We start from the raw sequence: 16,175 nt of genomic DNA, 5'->3' as shown, positions 1-16,175 counted from the left end.
CCGGCGCCGGCCCGCGAGCGGGCGCGCCGGCGCGGGGCTCGGCGCGCTCGCGTTCATGCGTCGTGCCAGCGGAAGGTGCGCGCGGCCACGCCGAGGAACAGCAGGGTGGCCAGCGCCATGCCCGCGAGCTGGGGCAGGAACGGGCCGTAGGACGCGCCGTCGATCAGCACGCCGCGCAGCGCCACGGCGAACTGGTTGGTCGGCAGGAAGGCCAGCGAGGCCTTGATCCAGTGCGGCGCGTCGTGCATCGGGATCGTCAGGTCGCTGAAGAACAGCAGCGGGTAGTAGGTGACGTTGCAGGCCAGCTCGGCGGCGGCCAGCGATTTCGCGCGGCTCGCCAGCAGCACCCCGAAACTGAGCACCATGGCCGCGCCGAGCAGCACGATCGGCAGCGCGCGCAGCCCGGCCGGGGTCACGATCGGCAGCGCGATGCCGAACGCGAAGCGCGCCACCGCCAGCAGCACCAGCGCCGAGAGCGCCATCATCGCCATCCGCGCGACGATCAGCGCCGCCACGAACATCCCGCGCGAGACCGGGAAGCACACATAGAGCTTGAAGGTGTTGCGCTCGCGCAGCGCGGCGATCGCGGTGGCGGTCGAGTTGAGCCCGATCGCCATGAAGGACATCACCAGGATGCCGGTGGCGAAGAAGCTGCCGTAGTCGAACGGCCGGCGTGCCGGCGCGCTGTTCTCGAAGTGCACCGGGGCGATGGCCGGCAGCCCGAGCCGCGTCGCCGCGCAGCGCGCCAGCGCGATCTCGACGATGCGCGAGGCGGCGCGCACGCCCAGCGAGCCGTTGAAGTCGTAGCGCACCGTGGCGCCCTGCTGCGGCGTGGCGCCGAGCGTCACGGCCAGGCGATCGGCGGGCGCGGCGCCGGGCGCGCCGAAGCTCGCGCGCACCGTGTCGCTGCGCGACAGGCTCTCGGTGACGGCGGCCTGGCAGGCGGCGCGATAGGGCGTGGCGCCGCCCGGCGCGAGGAACACCACGTCGACCGCGCCGAGCGAGCCGGAGCCGCCGAACGCGAACAGCATCACGCTGAGCAGGAACACCGGGAACACCAGGGTCCAGAACAGCGAGGCGCGGCTGCGCAAGAAGCCGAGCAGCTCGTTGCGCACCAGCATGGCGAATACCTTAGTCATCGCGCGGGCCCTCCGTGCAGACGCGCAGCAGGTCGGCCGCCGTGCTGGGCGCGAGTTCGAGATGCTGGATGCGCTGCTCGCCGACCAGCGCGTGCACGGCGGGATGCAGCGAGGCGTCGCCGAACACCTCGATCGCCAGCTCGCCGCGCGCGCGCTGGTTGACCACCCCCGGCAGGGTCGCGAGCCGTGCCTGCAACTGCTCGCTCTCGAGGCGGTTGCCGCAATGCAGGACCGCGCGCGCCTCGCCCACCAGGGAGGCCTTCAGCGCGGCCTGCGTGCCCTGGTAGCGGATCCCGCCGTCGCGCACCCAGACCAGGTCGTCGACGATCGCGAGCTCCTCGGCCGAATGGCAGATCATCACCACGCTGGCGGGCGCGCCGTTGCCGGCCGGCGCGCGCAGCAGCTCGATCACCTCGCCCGTGTAGCGGCGATCCAGCCCGGTGAAGGGCTCGTCGAGCACCACCAGCTCGGGCCGGTGGGCGAGCGCCACATGCAGGTCGACGCGCTGGCGCTGCCCCTTGGAGAGCGCGCGGCAGGGCTTGGCGAGCAGCTCGGGGATGCCGAGCGCGGCGCTCACCGTCTCGTCGACGCGCCGGTACATCGCGCGATGCAGGGCGACGATCTCGCCGACCCGCATGTGATCGGGATAGTCGACCTTCTGCAGTTGCGCGCCGAGCCGGCGCAGCGCGGCCGTATCGCCCATGAAGCGGCGTGCCGGCGCGCCCAGCACCCGCATCTGCCGGCCACCGCGCCGGAAGCCCAGCAGCGCCTCCAGCAGGGTGCTCTTGCCGGCGCCGTTGGGCCCGACGATGGCGGTCACCGCGCCGCGCCGGAACGCGACGTCGCGCGCCGAGAAGCGGAAATCGCCGGCCGCGATCTCGATCGAGGCGGCGGCCAGCGCCGCTTCCTCGGGCCCCGGGGCGGGCGGCTCGTCGCGCGGCGGCCGCGAGCGGCGCGTGCCGGCGGGCGCCGCCCGCTCGGGCGCGGGCGACGGGCTCAGCACGGCGCGCAGGGTGGTCAGTAGCGGAACGCTCATCGGGCTTCCTCAGTCGAGCAGCATCACCTGCGTGTCGCGCGTGCCCCGGAACGGGTTGCGGCCGTGCGCGACCAGCATGTTGTCGACGATCATCAGGTCGCCGGTGCGCCAGGCGAAGGCGACTTCCTCGGCGTCGAAGGCGTCGTAGACGGCATCGAGATCGGCGGCCGGCATCGGCGCCCCGTCGCCGTAGCGGATCTCGTAGGGGAAGGCGGCGCGGCCCGCGTAGCGCCGCTGCAGGTGCCGGAAGCTGAAGTCGCCCATCGAGCGCGGATTCGGGTGCTGGGCGCTGGCCTGGTTGAACCAGACCGTCTCGCCGGTGCGCGGATGCCGGCGCAGCGCCGGACCGACGTGCGAGACCGTCAGGCTGCCGTCCCCGAGCCAGCGCCAGCCGAGCCCGCGCGCCTCGCACAGCGCCTGCGCCTGCTCGCGCTCGGCGGTGCCGAAGGCCTCGTCCCAGGGCCGGTGGTATTCGGCGAACGGCAGGTTCGGGTTGGCGGCCAGCCGCTCGGCGCGGTCGCCCGGCGCCGCGAAGTTGCGCAGGTACATCACGCCGCGCGCGGCGAAGCGCTCGCGCAGCCCGGCCGGCAGCCGCGCGGTCAGGCGCCGCATGTCGCAGATCGGCGTCTCGCCGCCCGAGTCGGCCGGCTTGCGGCAGTAGAACGCCAGCAGGCGCGGGAACGACGGCATGTAGGCCATTTCCTGGTGCAGGCCGATCTTGAACGGCGGCGGCATGCGCGTCGATTCGTAGACGTCGCCGGCCACCTGCCGGCGCGGTGCGGCGCCCGCGGTATAGCCATTGGCGTACGGCGCGAACAGCGCCCCCAGGCGGCCGAAGGCGGCCGTGTCGGGCAGCGCGAAACCGCGCAGCAGCAGGGCGCCGTATTCGGCGAGCAGCGTGTCGATGTCGGCGCGCCGCTCGCGGAACCAGGCCACGAAGGCATCGGTGGCGCCGCTCGAACCGGTCGAGTCGTAGAGCTCGGCGAGCGCCGGGTCCACCGGTTCGATCAACAGCGGCACGCTGCGGCCGGCCACCGCCGGCGCGCAGCGCACCGTGTCGGCGCCGAGCCGCGCGGCGGCCGGATGGAGGGCGGGAGGGGCGAGCGCGCTCATCGCGTCAGGCCAGCGCGGGCTTGCTGAGCAGGATCTCGAAGCCGAGCGCGCCGAGCCCCGCGCTCGGGCTGTGGATGCTCGCGTAGGGCGCCAGCCCTGCCTCGGCCACCAGCTCGTGCGCCTCGGCCAGCGTGATCTTCTCCTCGACGTGGGTGGGCGGGTAGTCGGCCGCCGCGCGCATCGCCGTGAAGCGGTCGAGCAGGTGCTGCGGCGCGTCGCGGCGCATGTCGTGCACCAGGGCCACGCCGCCCGGGTGCAGCACGCGGAACATCTCGGTCAGGCTCTTCGCCTTGTCCGGCAGATGGTGCAGGGTGGCGCGGCCGACCGCCATGGTCAGCTCGCCGTCGGCGAACGGCAGCTCGAGCGCGTCGCCCACCCGCAGCTCGACGCGCTGCTCGATGCCGAGCGTCTTCAGGCGCGGGCGGCCCTCGTCGAGCATGGCCGGATCGAGGTCGACGCCGATGAAGCGCCAGCCCTCCATCGCCGGATCGGCGGCCAGGCGGACCGGCACCACGCCGGTGGCGGTGCCGATGTCGGCGATGGTGCCGGCCGCCATGCCGCGGGCGAGCTGGCGGATCCGGCTGATGAACAGCAGGTCCCAGGGTTCGAGCGTCTCGGTGGCGAAGCGGTCGTAGTCGTTGGCCGGGCGGAGATTCTTCAGCAGCATGGCGTTCCTCGATTCGGTCGGGGCGTTGCGTGGAAGGGAGTGGCGAATGGCGGGTTCATGGCCGGGCGCGCTCATAGCCAGCCGACCGGCACGGCGGCCAGCAGGCGCCGCGCGGTTGCGCTGTTGACGCCGAACGCGGGGCGCTGCCGGCGCTCGACCGCGTGCGCGACCATCGCGGCGATGCGTGCCGACAGGCCCAGCCCGACGCCCCAGGAGGGCGAGGCGACGCCGAGGTCGAGCAGCGTCGCGGCGCTCAGGAAGTCGATGTTCGGGTTGAGCCCCTTGCGCTGGCCGGCGCGCGCGCAGCTGGCATCGGCCAGCGTCGAGGCCGGCCCGCCGAAGCCGCGCGCCGTGAGCAGCGCGCGCAGGTGCGGCGGCCGTGGATCGGCGACGAACAGCGGATGGCCGAAGCCGAACAGCAGCGAGCCTTCGGCGTCGAGCGTGCGGTCCACCGCCTCCCGGCCGGCGGCTTCCAGTCGAGCGGCGAGGCTCGCGTCGGGCCGGCGGGCCGGGTCGCGCGCCTCGACGGGCAGCGTGTCGAGGATCGCACCGAGCCATTGCATCGCCTCGAGCGCGGCGCCCACGTGCGAGGGGCCGCTGGCGAGGAAGCCCGAGGCCACCGCCTGGGTCAGCGTCACGCCGGTGCCGATCGCCACGCGCGGTGCCAGCACGGTCGGCGTGATGTAGCCGAAGCCGGCATGCCAGGCCACCAGCAGCGCGTCCATCGCGGCGAGCGCGGCCGGATCGCGGCGCGTCGCGCCGGTCAGCACCAGCATGCGCCGCGCGTGGCTCGATGCGTCGGCGGCGGCGGGGTCCTCGCAGGGGCGTCCGGCGATCGCCGCGTGCAGCAGGAACGGCGCGGCCGCCGCGCAGGCCAGCAGCGCCTCGAGATCGGCATCGGCCAGCGGCGTGCCCGCGGCGCGCGCGAGCGCGTCGTCGAGCCCGCGCAGCAGCCCGGCGGCGGCCGCGAAGACCGGCGCCACGCCGGCCGCGCCCATCGAGGCGGCAACCGTCTGCGCGGCCGAGCCGCCGGCGAAACCGGCCGACAAGGCCGCCAGCCGCGCGCGGATCTCGGCCTCGCGCGCCTCGTGAGCCGCGTCGCCGGGCGCGAGGTCGAACCACAGATGCGCGATCGCGCCTTCGAACGAGGTGGCGCCGATCAGCGCATTGAGGTCGAGGCCGCGCACGCGCAGCGCCTCCTGCGGAGCGAGCGTCGCGCCGTCGAGGTCGGTGCCGCGGTGGCGCGTGGCCGGGCGGCCCAGCAGGTTGCGCGGCGCCTCGGCGGGCGCGGCTTCGCCGACGTGCGCGGCGGCGGGCGAGTCGGGCGTGTCGAGCGGGGTGGCCATTTCAGTCCGCCTGTACCAGTTCGTCGCTGCTGACCGCGATCGCCGCGTGGTCCATCGTCGCCAGCACGGCCGCGTGCTGGTGCACCACCGGCAGCACGTTGGCGAAGTAGTAGCGCGCGCTCTTGAGCTTGCCGCGATAGAAGGCCGCCTCGGCCGGCTCCATGCCGGCGTCGATCGCGGCCAGCCGGCGCGCGGCGATGCCGGCCGATTCGAGCAGCACCCAGGCCGAGGTCACCACCCCGAACATCTCCAGGAAGCGCGTGTAGAACTGGCTGCTGCGATGCGTGTGGCCGTCCTGCACGTCGCGCGCGATCTCGTCGAGCGAGGCGGCGATCGCGTCGGCGCCGGCACGCAGCGCGTCGAACAGCGGGCGCAGCTCGGCCGGCGTGTCGGGGCCGTGCTGCTGCACCAGGAACACGTCGAGGTCGTCGCGGTAGTACTGGATCAGCCGCGAATGGCGGCCGAAGCCGAGCTTGTCGCGCACCAGGTCCTGCGCCTGGATGTAGTTGGTGCCTTCCCAGATCGACAGGATCTTCACGTCGCGCGCGTTCTGCTCGACCGGGCTCGCGTCGGTATAGCCGAGCCCGCCGTGCACCTGGATCGCGGTCTCGCAGATGCGCCAGGCCTGGTCCGAGATGAAGGCCTTGCAGACCGGCGTGAGCAGCAGTTGCAGCTTGCGGTGCCGTTCGATCTCGTCGGGATCGGCGCCCGGGGTGGCTTCCAGCATCGCGGCGCGGGTCGCGGTGGCGGCCAGCTTGCCGAGCAGGCCGCGGCAGCCGTCGACGCGGCTCTTCATGTCGATCAGCATGCGCTGCACGTCGGCGTGCTCGATGATCGCCACGCGCGCGGCGCTGGTGTTCGAGGCCCGCTCGATCGGGCGCCCCTGCAGGCGGCGGCCCGCGTAGTCGACGGCGTGCAGGTAGGCGCTGGAGGCCACGCCCACGCCGAACATGCCGGTGCTCATGCGCGCCTGGTTCATCAGCGGCATCAGCTGCAGCAGCCCGACGTTGCGGCGTCCGCCGAGCAGCCAGCCGCGCGTGGTGCCGCCGCTGCCGAACACCAGGTGCGTGTTGGCGCAGCCCTTCAGGCCCATCTTGCGCGGCAGGCCGATGCATTCGACGTGGTTCGGCAGCAGCTCGCCGCTGTCCTCGTCGGGCCAGAAGCGCGGCACCACCAGGCAGGACAGCGAGAAGGAATCGGGCGAGGCGGTATCGATGCGGCCCAGCACGAAGTACAGCGTGTTCTCGGTCAGCTCGTGCATGCCGGCCGAGATATAGACCTTCTCGCCCTCGAGCGCGTACAGGTCGCCCTCGAGCGGCCGGGCGCGCAGCGCCACCGCGGTCAGGTCGGTGCCGGCCTGCGGCTCGGTCGCGCAGAAGCAGGCATCCCAGCGGTAGGCCTCGAGCGGCGCGATCAGGGTCTTCTGGTGCGGCGTGCCGTGCATCTGCAGCAGCTTGACGGCCGGCCGCGTGAAGCCGCCGTAGGTCATGAACGAGGGGTTCGCGCCCATGAACATCTCGTAGATCATCTGCGTGACGATCGGCGGCAGCCCCTGGGCGGAGCCGAACAGGGTGCCGGCCCACTCGTCGCGAAAGCGCGCCCACAGCGCGTGGAAATGCGAGGGGATGCGCACCTGGCCGTCCTCCAGCGTGCAGCCCTCGACATCCGAGGGCTGGTAGCTGCGGCCCAGGTCGAGCGCGAAATCGCGCGCGCGTGCCAGCAGCGCGTCGACGTCGGCGCGGCTATGCGAGGCATAGGGGCCGGTTTCCAGGAAGCGGCGATCGGCCTCGAACAACTCCCAGAGGAAGAAGCGCAGCTCGCGCAGGCTCACCTTGTAGGCGCTCGTCATTGCAGGTCCCCCTCGATATCGAGGGCGGCCTCGAAGCCGCCCTTTACGTCACAGACGGCCGCGGCGGCCGCGCCGTGCAGCGCCGCGTCCCAGACCAGCACGCTGCGCCGCTCGTCCTCGTCGAGCGAGGCGGCCAGCCGGATCAGCGCGGCCGCCGATTCGGCCGAGGACAGGTGGCCCGTCACCTCGTGCTGCACGCGCCGCGCGCAGGGCACGCCCACCGCGTCGGCCACCCGCATCGCGAAGGCCGGCCCGAAGCCGGGCGGCACGCACCAGTCGATGCTGGCCGGCTCGCGCCCGGCCGCGTTCAGCGCGCCGCGGATGGCGCGCGCCGCGATCGGCACCAGCGCATCGCCGAGCGCCTCGGGCGTGGTGTTCCAGGGATCGGCGATGGCCTCGCCGAATTCGAGCGCGAGGCCGCCGATGCTGCCCCAGGCGGTGAGCTCGGCATGCTCCGGCACGTGGGTGCCGCGTCGCACCAGCAGGGCCGCGGCCGCGTCGCTGTAGCCCACCAGCTCGCCGAACTGGCGGAAGAACGGATAGAGCCACTTGTCGCCGAGGATCACCAGGGCCTGGTCGTCCGGGCCGAGCAGCCCGCCCAGCAGCGACAGCGCGCCGTACCAGCCGAGCGTGCCGTTCTGGCCGAGCGCGAGCGGCATCACGCCTTGCAGGCCGAGGTCGTATTGCAGGCGGCCGACCACCGAGTCGCCGATCGTCTCGTTGAGCGCGCTGCTGGCCAGGATCAGGTGGGTGGTGCGGGTCAGCAGTTCCGAGCCGAGCTGGTCGCGCAGGTCGAGCGCGGCATCGGCGGCCAGTTCGGACAGGCTGCGCCCGGCCGGCGCGATGCGCAGCGCGGGGCGGCCGCCCGGCGCGAGGCGTTCGCTCTCGTCGGCCGTCAGCGCGCCGTGTCCGCGCGGCCGCGCGAAACGCGCCTGAGGCAGCAGCAGGTGGCGGTAGCCGGGATGGCGTTCCTGCGCCTGGATCGCGTTGAACGGCGTGGCCGGCGGCAGCACCACCACGCCGCCGTAGAGCGCGAGCGTGTTGGTGTCGGCGGCCAGCGCCGCCGGCGCGGCCTGGCGGGTTGCTTCGAGCGTCGGCAGGGTCATGCGGGTGACTCCTCCAGATTCCGGGGATTGAATGCGTCGCGGTGCCGGGCCTTCAGGGTCGGCCGGTCGATCTTGCCGTTCGGGTTGCGCGGCAGCTCGGCCTGCTGCTCGATGGCGAGCGGCACCATGTAGGTGGGCAGCGCGTCGCGGCAGGCGCGCAGGATGTCGGCGCGGCAGTCGTCGGGCTCGAGCGTGGAGACCACCGAGGCCATGATCGCCTCGCCCAGGGTGGGGTGCGGCACGCCGTAGACGGCCGCCTCGCGCACGTGCGGCAGCGCGAACAGCAGGTCCTCGACCTCGGTGGGGCTGACGCGATAGCCCGAGGTCTTGATCATGTCGTCGCCGCGCGCCACGAAGTACAGGTAGCCCTCGGCGTCGCGCCGCACGATGTCGCCCGACCAGACCGCCACGCCGGGGCGCGGCACCTGGCCGTGGCGCTGGGGCAGCGGCCGGAAGCGCTGCGCGGTCAGCTCGGGCTGGTTCCAGTAGCCGAGCGTGACGAAGGCGCCGCGGTGCACCAGCTCGCCGGGCTCGTCGGCCTGGCATTCGCTGCCGTCGGGGCGCAGCACCAGGATCTCGGCGTTCGGCACCGCCTTGCCGATCGAGGCCGGCCGCGCGGCCACCTCGGACGGCGGCAGGTAGGTCGAGCGGAAGGCCTCGGTGAGGCCGTACATCAGGTAGGGCCGGGCGTTCGGGAACAGCGCCTGCAGCCGGTGCAGCAGCGGCGTGGCGAGATGGCCGCCGGTATTGGCGAAGCGGCGGATCCGCCGGCGCGCCGAATCGCTCCAGGCGGCGGGCTCGAGCTGCATCCAGAGCGGCGGCACGCCGGTGATCGAGGTCACGCCGCGCGCGTCGCAGTAGCGCGGCACCTCGGCCGGCTGCAGGAAGTCCAGCGGCGTGTAGCAGGCGCCCGCGGCCAGCGCGCTGCCGAGCTGCGAGAGGCCCGCGTCGAAGCTCAGCGGCAGCACGCCGAGGATCACGTCGCTGGTGTCGAGCTGCTGGTAGGCGGCCACGCTGGTGGCGCCCGACACGAGGTTGCGCTGCGAGACCACCACGCCCTTGGGCTTGCCGGTCGAGCCCGAGGTGTAGAGCAGGGCGGCCGGGTCGTCGTCGATCGCGTTCGGCGCGCGTTCGGCGGGGGCTTCGGCGAGCGCGTCGTCGGGCGCGGCCGCCAGCGCCTCGGCCAGCGTTTCCATCAGCAGCACGCGTGCGGCGCCCACCCGCGCGGCGATCACCGGCAGGCGGCGGATGCGCTGCGCGCCGGTCACGAACAGGCTCGCGCCGCTGTCGGCCACGATGTGCTCGACCTGCGCCTCCTTCAGTTGCGGATTGACGGGCACGAAGATCGCGCCGAGCGCGTTGACGGCGAGGATCGCCACCACCGTCTCGTACTGCTTGGGCGCGTAGATCGCGACGCGCTCGCCCGCCGCGACGCCGAGCGAGGCCAGCACGGCCGCCGCGCGATCGACCGCGCGCAGCAGCTGGACATAGCTGACGTCGCGCGTGCCGTCGGCGTAGGCGAGATGGCCGGGCCAGCGGCGGGCGCCGTCGTCGAGCAGGTCGACCAGGCGGATCATGGCATTCATGGGCGGTCCTCTCAGTCTCGGGTTCGGGGTTCAGGCCGCGCGCACGTAGACGTGCGCCGCGTCGTGCGACAGGAAATGCGCCATCGAATAGCTGCGGTGATAGGCGCCGCAGCGCGGGAACACCGCCAGGTCGCCCGGCACCGGCGGCGCGCCGTGGTCGTCGCGGCCGATCACGTCGGCGCGGCTGCAGGTGCTGCCGACATAGAAGGTCGGCACGCCGCGCGGCTTGCCGCCGCTGCCGCCGTTGCCGTCACCGCCGCGGCCCTGGCGCACCAGCACCGGCGCGGCCAGCCTCTTCATCACGGCCTCGGTCTGCGCGAGCAGGAAGGCATGGCTGAGGCCGCCGTCGCAGACCGCGATGCTGCGATCGGCCCAGTGCTTGACGGCCACCACGCGCGTCACGAACAGGCCGCAGTCGGCGAAGATCGCGCGGCCCGATTCGTGGGCCAGCGACCAGTTGCCGGCCAGCGGCGCGATCGCCTCGCGATAGCGCGCGAAGGCCTCGGCGTGGCGATCCTCGCCCGCGCCGGATGCCGGCCGGGCAGTTCCGTCGGCTGGGTTTGCGTCGTCTGCCTCGCTTGCCTCGTGGCTGGCCGCGTCCTCGGCGAACCCGCCGCCCAGGCTCAGCGATTCGAGCGCCGCGCCGTTCGCGCCGGCCAGGTCGCGCGCCAGCGCCGCCAGCGCGTCCGGCAGCCCGAGCGTGTCCGGCGCGGCGGCGCCGGCGCGCGCGAAGCTGTGCGGGCCGGAGAACACATGCAGCCCGGCCACCGGCAAGCCGGCCGCCTTCAGCGCGAGCACCGCCTGGTGGGCCTCGTTCGGCGTCATGCCGAAATGGTCGTGCCAGTTGGCGCGCGAGTGCGCGCCGGCCAGCGCGCCCGCGTTCAGGCGCAGCAGCAGGCGCCCCACCTCGGCGCCGCCGGCGCGGGCCTCCCTGGCCAGCGGCACGAAGCGCGCCACCGCGTCGAGGTTGTCGAGCACGAAGTGGCAGCGCGAGGCGAGCCCGGCGCGCATCAGGGTCTCGTCCATCGAGGGGTTGTTGAGGTAGCGCGGTGCCTTGATGCGGCCGATCACGATGTCGAGCTCGCCGCGGCTGGCCAGCTCGACGCCGTCCTCGTAGGCATGCGCGCTGCGCGCCAGCAGGTCCTGGTTCGGGTTCGCCTTCAGCGACACGATCAGCCGCGTGCCGAGCCGCGCCTTCAGTTGCCGGTAGCGCGCGATCGCCACTTCCGGGTCGTAGACGTAGCAGGGCGTGCGCAGCTCGGCGACGAAGCCGTAGTCGTCGGCCGGGGCGGCGCCCGGCGAGCGTTCAGGCGTCATGGCGGCCCACCGGGTGGAGCGTGACGGCCGCGTAGGCGCCACAGTTCGACTGCATCGCGCCGAGCACGCGCTCGCCGCGCGCCAGCGCGTCGAGTCCGGCGTCGGCCAGGTTGATCGCGAAATCCGAGCAGCAGGCATGGCCGTGCGCCAGGATGTTGGCCGCGTGCAGCCGCTCCGGCGCGATGCGCATCGCGCGGCACAGCGAATACCAGCCCGCCATGTCGGCGTTGTGCGGCAGCAGCAGGCCATAGGCCTCCAGCGGATGCGCCTCGAGCGCCACGGCCGCGTCGAGCACGCGCCGCGTGTAGGGCCATTCCAGCGCGATCATGTCGGCCTCGTTCTTGCTCACCGTGTCGGAGCCGCGCCACCACTTGGCATTGGTCTCCATCGCGATGCCGCCGAGCCGGTTGCGCCGGCAGTTGCGGGTGAGCAGCATCGCGGCGGCGCCGTCGCATTGCACGCCGCTGACCTGGCGCATGCGGTAATCCTCGCCGTAGACGCGGTCCGAGGAGACGATCACCGCCGCGTCGAGCGTCGCATGCTTGCGCATCAGCGCACGCACCACCTCGACGCCGGCGGCCACCGACACGCAGGCGAGCTGCGCCACCGAGCCGAGCCACAGCGGCGCGATGCCGTGATGCGAGGCCACCTCGTGCGGCAGGCTGCGCGGCGCTGGCGGCACGCTGAAGGGCTGGGTATGCACGTGCACGATCGCGCCGATGTCGGCGGCGGCGATGCCGGCCGTCTCGATCAGCTTGCCGACCGCCGCGATGGCCAGCTCGGTCTCGCCGATGTCGAGCGCCATGTGGAAGTAGCGGCTGCCCGAGCGCGCGATCGTGGCGGCCCGCTGCGCCGGGTAGTCGCGCTCGGCGGCCCATTGCTCGATGTCGACGGGCTCGCCCGGCAGCTCGTAGGCGCAGGCCTCGATGCCGGTCCAGAAATCGGCCGCGCCGGAAACGGAAGTCAGGGACGTCGTCATGGTCAGTTGTTGAGCGGCATGGCCGCATAGTCGAGGACGTTGAGCTTGGCGAAGGTATCCTGCACGGCCGGCGAGAGCAGGCCCATCTCGCGGATGGTCGGCACCAGGCGCCGGAAGATCGAGCGGCGGATCGAGCTCGATACCGGCGACTCGCGCACCATCGCGCTGCATTCGCGCTTGGACAGGCCCATCGGTTCCCAGATGTCGTCGGCGCACAGGTGCTCGTAGAGCACCGAGGCACCCTCGCAGACGAACTGCTCGCGCTCGCGCCGCTCGGTGCCGTCCATCTCGGCATAGACGCGGCACAGGGTGATGCGGCCCACCGCGAAGTGGCGCGACTCGTCGCGCTGGATGCGCTGGAACAGGTCCTTGATGAACGGATCGGCGCTGTAGGCCACCACGCTCTGGAAGATCGACAGCGCGATGCCCTCCACCAGCACCTGCATGCCGAGGTTGGTCATGTCGAGCTGGTTGCTGGTGATGGTGTCCTGCAGCAGCGCGTGCAGCGAGCGGCTCATCGGGTAGCGCACGTCGAGCTTCTCGACCAGCTTCGCGTAGGCCTCCACGTGGCGCGCCTCGTCCATCACCTGGGCGGCCGCGCACAGGCGCGCCGACAGGCCGTCCTCGGCCGAGGCCAGCTTCGAGGCGCAGATCAGCGCGGCCTGTTCGCCGTGCAGGATCTGCGAGAGCAGCCAGCCCTGCGCGTGATGCCGGACCTCGCGCTTGTCGCGGTCCGACAGCTTGGCCCACAGCTCGGAGCCGTAGATCAGCAGCGTCGGGTCGGGCATGCCGAGCGGGTTGGCCGGCTCGAGCGCATGGCGCCAGTCGACGTCGCTGGCGACGTCCCACTGGGAGGCCTTGGCCTTCTCGTAGAGGCGGTTCAGCGCCTCCTCGCGCAGCGCGTAGTCGTTCGACATCAGCGCATCGACCGGCATCGGCCAGCGGATGTCGTTGTCGGTATCGGGCAGGACGGCAAGCGTGTCGGTCATGTCGTTTCCTTGGCGGCCGGATGGGCGCCGGGATCAGCGGGGTCGGGAATCGGGAAATCGCTGGCGAGTGGCGCGGGCAGGGCCTCGATCCGGATCGCGTGGGCGGGCCAGGCGCGCCGCAGCAGCGCATCGAGCGGGGCGGCCAGGTCCGCCTGCCAGAGCGCGCAGCGCAGCGTGTTGTCGCCGGCGAAATCGACGTCGCGGCGGATCCGGTCGCCGATCCACAGCGTCGGCCAGCCGCGCGCGGCGTCGCGCGCCGCCTCGTGGTACAGGTCCGCGCCGAGCAGCACCCAGGGCGCGAGCAGGGCGGCGGGCAGCACGCCCATGTAGGAGGCGCGCACCTCGACATACAGGCGCAGCTCGTCGTGCACGGCCTCGCGCGCCTGCACGGCGAGCTCGGCGAGGAAGGCGAAGTGGCGCTCGTGGTCGAGCAGCACGCGGCGCGCGTCGTCGTCGTCGGGGCAGCCGGCCAGGCGCGCCGTGTCGGCGAAGGCGGCGGCCTCGGCCGCGGCGGCGCGCGCGTAATCGGCGGCACTGCCCCCGGGCATGCCGAGCGGCATCCGGTAGGCGTTGGCCGGCACCAGCACGGGCCGCGAGGCGTCACGGCGCAGCCGGTAGGCGAGCAGCACGGGCGGGTTCATGAGCCGGCCTCCTCGCGCGCCGCCGGCGGCTCGGCCGCGAGCGTGAAGCGCGCGTCGGGCGCGAAGGCGACGTCGCCGATCGCGTAATAGCCGTTCAGCGCCAGCGAGCAGACCACCGCGCGCGCCGGCGCGCCTTCCTGCTCGGCGGCGAGCAGCAGCGAGATCCACGGGTCGCTGCCGAAGGCATGGCCGAAGCGCGCATGGCCGTCCGGCATCAGCGGCGTCTTGCCGAGCGTGGCCAGCATCGCGCGGCGCGACTGGGCGGGGAAGAAGGGGATCGCCGCGCGCAGCCCGGGCCGCTCGGCGCAGAAGCCGCGCAGGGTCCGGCCCAGTTGGACCACCGCGTTGGCCGGCGGCGCGGCGCCGGCGATCAGCGATTGGTGGGGGCCGGGCCGGTCGACCTCGATCAGCAGGGTGGCCAGGCCGAAGCCCGAGGCGCCCCAGGCGGGGTTGCCGTGCCAGTAGGCATAGCCGTGCAGGTCCACGTCGAGCAGTTGCAGCAGCAGCGTGTGCGGGCCCGACACGGCGGCCTTGTCGAGCGCGCGGCGCAGCACGTAGCCCCAGCCGGCGCACTCGTAGGAGCAGGTGATCCAGTCGGGGCGGCGCGGGTGGGCCCCGGCCGCCGCCTCGACGAAGGCGCGATGCGGCGCCGAGCCGTTCATCAGCAGCATCGACAGGATGGTCGAGCTGATCACGTAGTCGTCGGCACGCGCGGCACCGGCGACCCGTTCACGCTCGGCCGCCGCCAACGCGCCGAGTTCGCGCGCGGTCCGTGCCAGCGGCCAGGCGCCGAAGGCGGGGCCGGGCGCGGCGGCCACGCGGCGATAGCCGAGCGCGCGCACGCGCAGCGCGGTGGCGGGCAGCGCCGCGGCCACGGCCACGGCGGCCGGAGCGGCTGCCGCGACCTCGGCCGGGCGGGTGGGCGCGCTGATCGGCATGGCGGCCTCAGGCGGCGTGCTGCTGGCTGCGCAACTGCGCGTCGAGCTGCTGCAGCGTGGTGTACTGCGTGATGTTCAGCGCTTCCGGGTCGATCGAGCCGTAGAGCTGCTCGCAGAACACGATCAGCTCGACGATGTTGAGCGAATCGATGCCGAGTTCGCCGATGCCGGCGCCGGTGTCGACGGTCTCGACGTTGAGGATCTTGGCGACTTCGCGGGACAGGATCTCGAGGGCGTCGGCCGGGACGTTGGGGTTGCTCATGGTCTGGCTCCTTCGTGCAAGTGGTCGGGTAGAGGGGAACGGCTTGGGACTACAGGGGCCGGCTCAATGGCCGGCTTCACTGCGCAGGCTCTTGCGAAGCTCGTGGTAACAACGGTAGGAACTGCCTTCCATCTTCGTGAACGCCAGCAGGTCGCGCTGGTCGTCGAAGCTCGCGACGGCCCGGCCGCGCACCAGCGCGCCGAGGAATTCGTTGGACAGCAGCTTGATGGCCAGCACGCGCTGGACCTTGCCGAAGCTGTAGTGCGCGATCTCGGTCTGGCTGCGCGCGGCCTCGGCGATGAAGTGATGCACGCCGCGCAGCTCGGGGCCCAGCGCGAGGCGGCCGGTCTTCTCCAGCCAGGCGACGTGCGCCATCAGCGCGCGCACGAAGTAGGGGCGCACCACCGTCAGGTACTTGTTGAACACGGTCGGGCCGCCGATGCGCAGGCGGTCGCCGGCACCCACCCGCACCTCGCCGGCGACATTGGCCAACTGCAGGTTGCCGGCCAGGAACGGCGCGCCGAAGGTGTCGCGCCGCAGCTTGCGGTACTCGTCTGGCCACACCAGGTAGGCGGCCGGGAACATCACGCCGGGCAGGCGCGCGGCGATCACCGCCATGCAGTCGCGATGGGCCTCGATGCCCCACACCTTGTCCACGTGCAGGCCGATGCCCTGTTCGTCGCTGCGCGCCAGGGTCTTCCAGCCGGCCAGGCTCGGGCCGCCGCCGTCGCTCATCAGGAAGGCGAAGTTGTGGCCGGCATCGATGCATTCGCAGGCGCGGCGGTTCTGGTCTTCGGTGAAGAACAGCCCGAACATGATGCGGATGAAGGCGCGCATGAAGGGCTTGAAATGGCCGTGCAGGCCCTCGTCGGCGATCTGCAACAGCAACTGCTCGGTGAGCGGCGCCTCGTCGTGAGCGAGCGGCGTGGAGGCCGGCGATTCGGGCAAGGGCTCGGGCCGCGTGTCGCGCAGCGCGATCACCATCTCGCTGTCGAGCAGGCGCAGCGCGGCGTCCTCCACCAGCGCCACGGCCGCGGCGGGTGGGCCGCCCGCCAGTTCGAGATGGCGCAGCACCGGGAAGGCCGCCGGCGAGGCGGCCTGCGGGCCGGCCGGTGCCGCGCGCGGCGGCGCCGTGTCCGGCGCGGCGGGCAGCAGGATCGGATCGACGGTGTCGGGCGGGGACAGGAAGGAGACGGTGGACATGGTG

General features: G+C 73.1%; 15 protein-coding genes. All 15 read right to left on the bottom strand.

Annotated elements, in window-relative coordinates; all coding sequences use genetic code 11:
- Positions 1-53: 53 nt before the first annotated feature.
- On the bottom strand, positions 54-1,139 hold the full coding sequence (locus FB600_RS32795) for an ABC transporter permease (protein WP_096751845.1): 1,086 nt from the start codon (positions 1,137-1,139) through the stop codon (positions 54-56).
- Positions 1,132-2,175, bottom strand: a complete 1,044-nt coding sequence (locus tag FB600_RS32790) for an ATP-binding cassette domain-containing protein (protein ID WP_096751844.1) — start codon at positions 2,173-2,175, stop codon at positions 1,132-1,134. Before FB600_RS32790 ends, FB600_RS32795 begins: the two co-directional genes overlap by 8 nt.
- A gap of 9 nt (positions 2,176-2,184) precedes the next feature.
- Positions 2,185-3,288: a TauD/TfdA family dioxygenase gene (locus FB600_RS32785; RefSeq protein WP_096751843.1), complete on the bottom strand. Its 1,104-nt coding sequence runs from the start codon at positions 3,286-3,288 to the stop codon at positions 2,185-2,187.
- Between the two features lie 4 nt (positions 3,289-3,292).
- A complete protein-coding gene (locus FB600_RS32780; protein ID WP_025101068.1) occupies positions 3,293-3,955 on the bottom strand; it encodes a class I SAM-dependent methyltransferase in 663 nt (220 codons plus the stop codon).
- Positions 3,956-4,026: 71 nt separating this feature from the next.
- Positions 4,027-5,301: a citrate/2-methylcitrate synthase gene (locus tag FB600_RS32775; RefSeq protein ID WP_145757614.1), complete on the bottom strand. Its 1,275-nt coding sequence runs from the start codon at positions 5,299-5,301 to the stop codon at positions 4,027-4,029.
- 1 nt (position 5,302) lies between these two features.
- On the bottom strand, positions 5,303-7,150 hold the full coding sequence (locus FB600_RS32770) for an acyl-CoA dehydrogenase (protein ID WP_124076631.1): 1,848 nt from the start codon (positions 7,148-7,150) through the stop codon (positions 5,303-5,305).
- Positions 7,147-8,256, bottom strand: a complete 1,110-nt coding sequence (locus FB600_RS32765) for a hypothetical protein (RefSeq protein WP_145757615.1) — start codon at positions 8,254-8,256, stop codon at positions 7,147-7,149. The genes FB600_RS32770 and FB600_RS32765 overlap by 4 nt, the downstream gene beginning before the upstream one ends.
- Positions 8,253-9,842 (bottom strand): acyl-CoA ligase (AMP-forming), exosortase A system-associated, encoded by a 1,590-nt coding sequence (locus FB600_RS32760; protein WP_145757616.1) that lies wholly within the window; start codon positions 9,840-9,842, stop codon positions 8,253-8,255. The genes FB600_RS32765 and FB600_RS32760 overlap by 4 nt, the downstream gene beginning before the upstream one ends.
- Positions 9,843-9,872: 30 nt before the next feature.
- Entirely contained in the window at positions 9,873-11,159 is a 1,287-nt protein-coding gene (locus FB600_RS32755; RefSeq protein WP_105820613.1) for a pyridoxal-dependent decarboxylase, read from the bottom strand.
- Complete coding sequence (locus tag FB600_RS32750; RefSeq protein ID WP_175427820.1) at positions 11,149-12,138, bottom strand: 3-oxoacyl-ACP synthase; 990 nt, start codon at positions 12,136-12,138, stop codon at positions 11,149-11,151. The genes FB600_RS32755 and FB600_RS32750 overlap by 11 nt, the downstream gene beginning before the upstream one ends.
- Before the next feature lie 2 nt (positions 12,139-12,140).
- Positions 12,141-13,127 carry a ferritin-like domain-containing protein gene (locus FB600_RS32745; protein WP_105820612.1) on the bottom strand — a complete coding sequence of 329 codons (987 nt, stop codon included), beginning with the start codon at positions 13,125-13,127 and terminating at the stop codon, positions 12,141-12,143.
- Complete coding sequence (locus FB600_RS32740; RefSeq protein ID WP_096751837.1) at positions 13,124-13,768, bottom strand: hypothetical protein; 645 nt, start codon at positions 13,766-13,768, stop codon at positions 13,124-13,126. The genes FB600_RS32745 and FB600_RS32740 overlap by 4 nt, the downstream gene beginning before the upstream one ends.
- Positions 13,765-14,706 (bottom strand): hypothetical protein, encoded by a 942-nt coding sequence (locus FB600_RS32735; RefSeq protein WP_244102744.1) that lies wholly within the window; start codon positions 14,704-14,706, stop codon positions 13,765-13,767. Before FB600_RS32735 ends, FB600_RS32740 begins: the two co-directional genes overlap by 4 nt.
- A gap of 7 nt (positions 14,707-14,713) precedes the next feature.
- Positions 14,714-14,968 (bottom strand): acyl carrier protein, encoded by a 255-nt coding sequence (locus FB600_RS32730; RefSeq protein WP_025102325.1) that lies wholly within the window; start codon positions 14,966-14,968, stop codon positions 14,714-14,716.
- Between the two features lie 63 nt (positions 14,969-15,031).
- A complete protein-coding gene (locus tag FB600_RS32725) occupies positions 15,032-16,171 on the bottom strand; it encodes a hypothetical protein (RefSeq protein ID WP_096751836.1) in 1,140 nt (379 codons plus the stop codon).
- Between the last annotated feature and the right edge of the window lie 4 nt (positions 16,172-16,175).

This window comes from Burkholderia sp. SJZ089 (assembly GCF_007828315.1).
GTDB lineage: Bacteria > Pseudomonadota > Gammaproteobacteria > Burkholderiales > Burkholderiaceae > Burkholderia > Burkholderia gladioli.
This window is presented reverse-complemented; position numbering and strand designations above follow the sequence as displayed.

Excerpts from the sequence above, each read along its gene's own strand:
- FB600_RS32795 (WP_096751845.1), bottom strand. The coding sequence starts at position 1,139 with ATGACTAAGGTATTCGCCATGCTGGTGCGCAACGAGCTGCTCGGCTTC.
- FB600_RS32790 (WP_096751844.1), bottom strand. The coding sequence starts at position 2,175 with ATGAGCGTTCCGCTACTGACCACCCTGCGCGCCGTGCTGAGCCCGTCG.
- FB600_RS32785 (WP_096751843.1), bottom strand. The coding sequence starts at position 3,288 with ATGAGCGCGCTCGCCCCTCCCGCCCTCCATCCGGCCGCCGCGCGGCTC.
- FB600_RS32780 (WP_025101068.1), bottom strand. The coding sequence starts at position 3,955 with ATGCTGCTGAAGAATCTCCGCCCGGCCAACGACTACGACCGCTTCGCC.
- FB600_RS32775 (WP_145757614.1), bottom strand. The coding sequence starts at position 5,301 with ATGGCCACCCCGCTCGACACGCCCGACTCGCCCGCCGCCGCGCACGTC.
- FB600_RS32770 (WP_124076631.1), bottom strand. The coding sequence starts at position 7,150 with ATGACGAGCGCCTACAAGGTGAGCCTGCGCGAGCTGCGCTTCTTCCTC.
- FB600_RS32765 (WP_145757615.1), bottom strand. The coding sequence starts at position 8,256 with ATGACCCTGCCGACGCTCGAAGCAACCCGCCAGGCCGCGCCGGCGGCG.
- FB600_RS32760 (WP_145757616.1), bottom strand. The coding sequence starts at position 9,842 with ATGAATGCCATGATCCGCCTGGTCGACCTGCTCGACGACGGCGCCCGC.
- FB600_RS32755 (WP_105820613.1), bottom strand. The coding sequence starts at position 11,159 with ATGACGCCTGAACGCTCGCCGGGCGCCGCCCCGGCCGACGACTACGGC.
- FB600_RS32750 (WP_175427820.1), bottom strand. The coding sequence starts at position 12,138 with ATGACGACGTCCCTGACTTCCGTTTCCGGCGCGGCCGATTTCTGGACC.
- FB600_RS32745 (WP_105820612.1), bottom strand. The coding sequence starts at position 13,127 with ATGACCGACACGCTTGCCGTCCTGCCCGATACCGACAACGACATCCGC.
- FB600_RS32740 (WP_096751837.1), bottom strand. The coding sequence starts at position 13,768 with ATGAACCCGCCCGTGCTGCTCGCCTACCGGCTGCGCCGTGACGCCTCG.
- FB600_RS32735 (WP_244102744.1), bottom strand. The coding sequence starts at position 14,706 with ATGCCGATCAGCGCGCCCACCCGCCCGGCCGAGGTCGCGGCAGCCGCT.
- FB600_RS32730 (WP_025102325.1), bottom strand. The coding sequence starts at position 14,968 with ATGAGCAACCCCAACGTCCCGGCCGACGCCCTCGAGATCCTGTCCCGC.
- FB600_RS32725 (WP_096751836.1), bottom strand. The coding sequence starts at position 16,171 with ATGTCCACCGTCTCCTTCCTGTCCCCGCCCGACACCGTCGATCCGATC.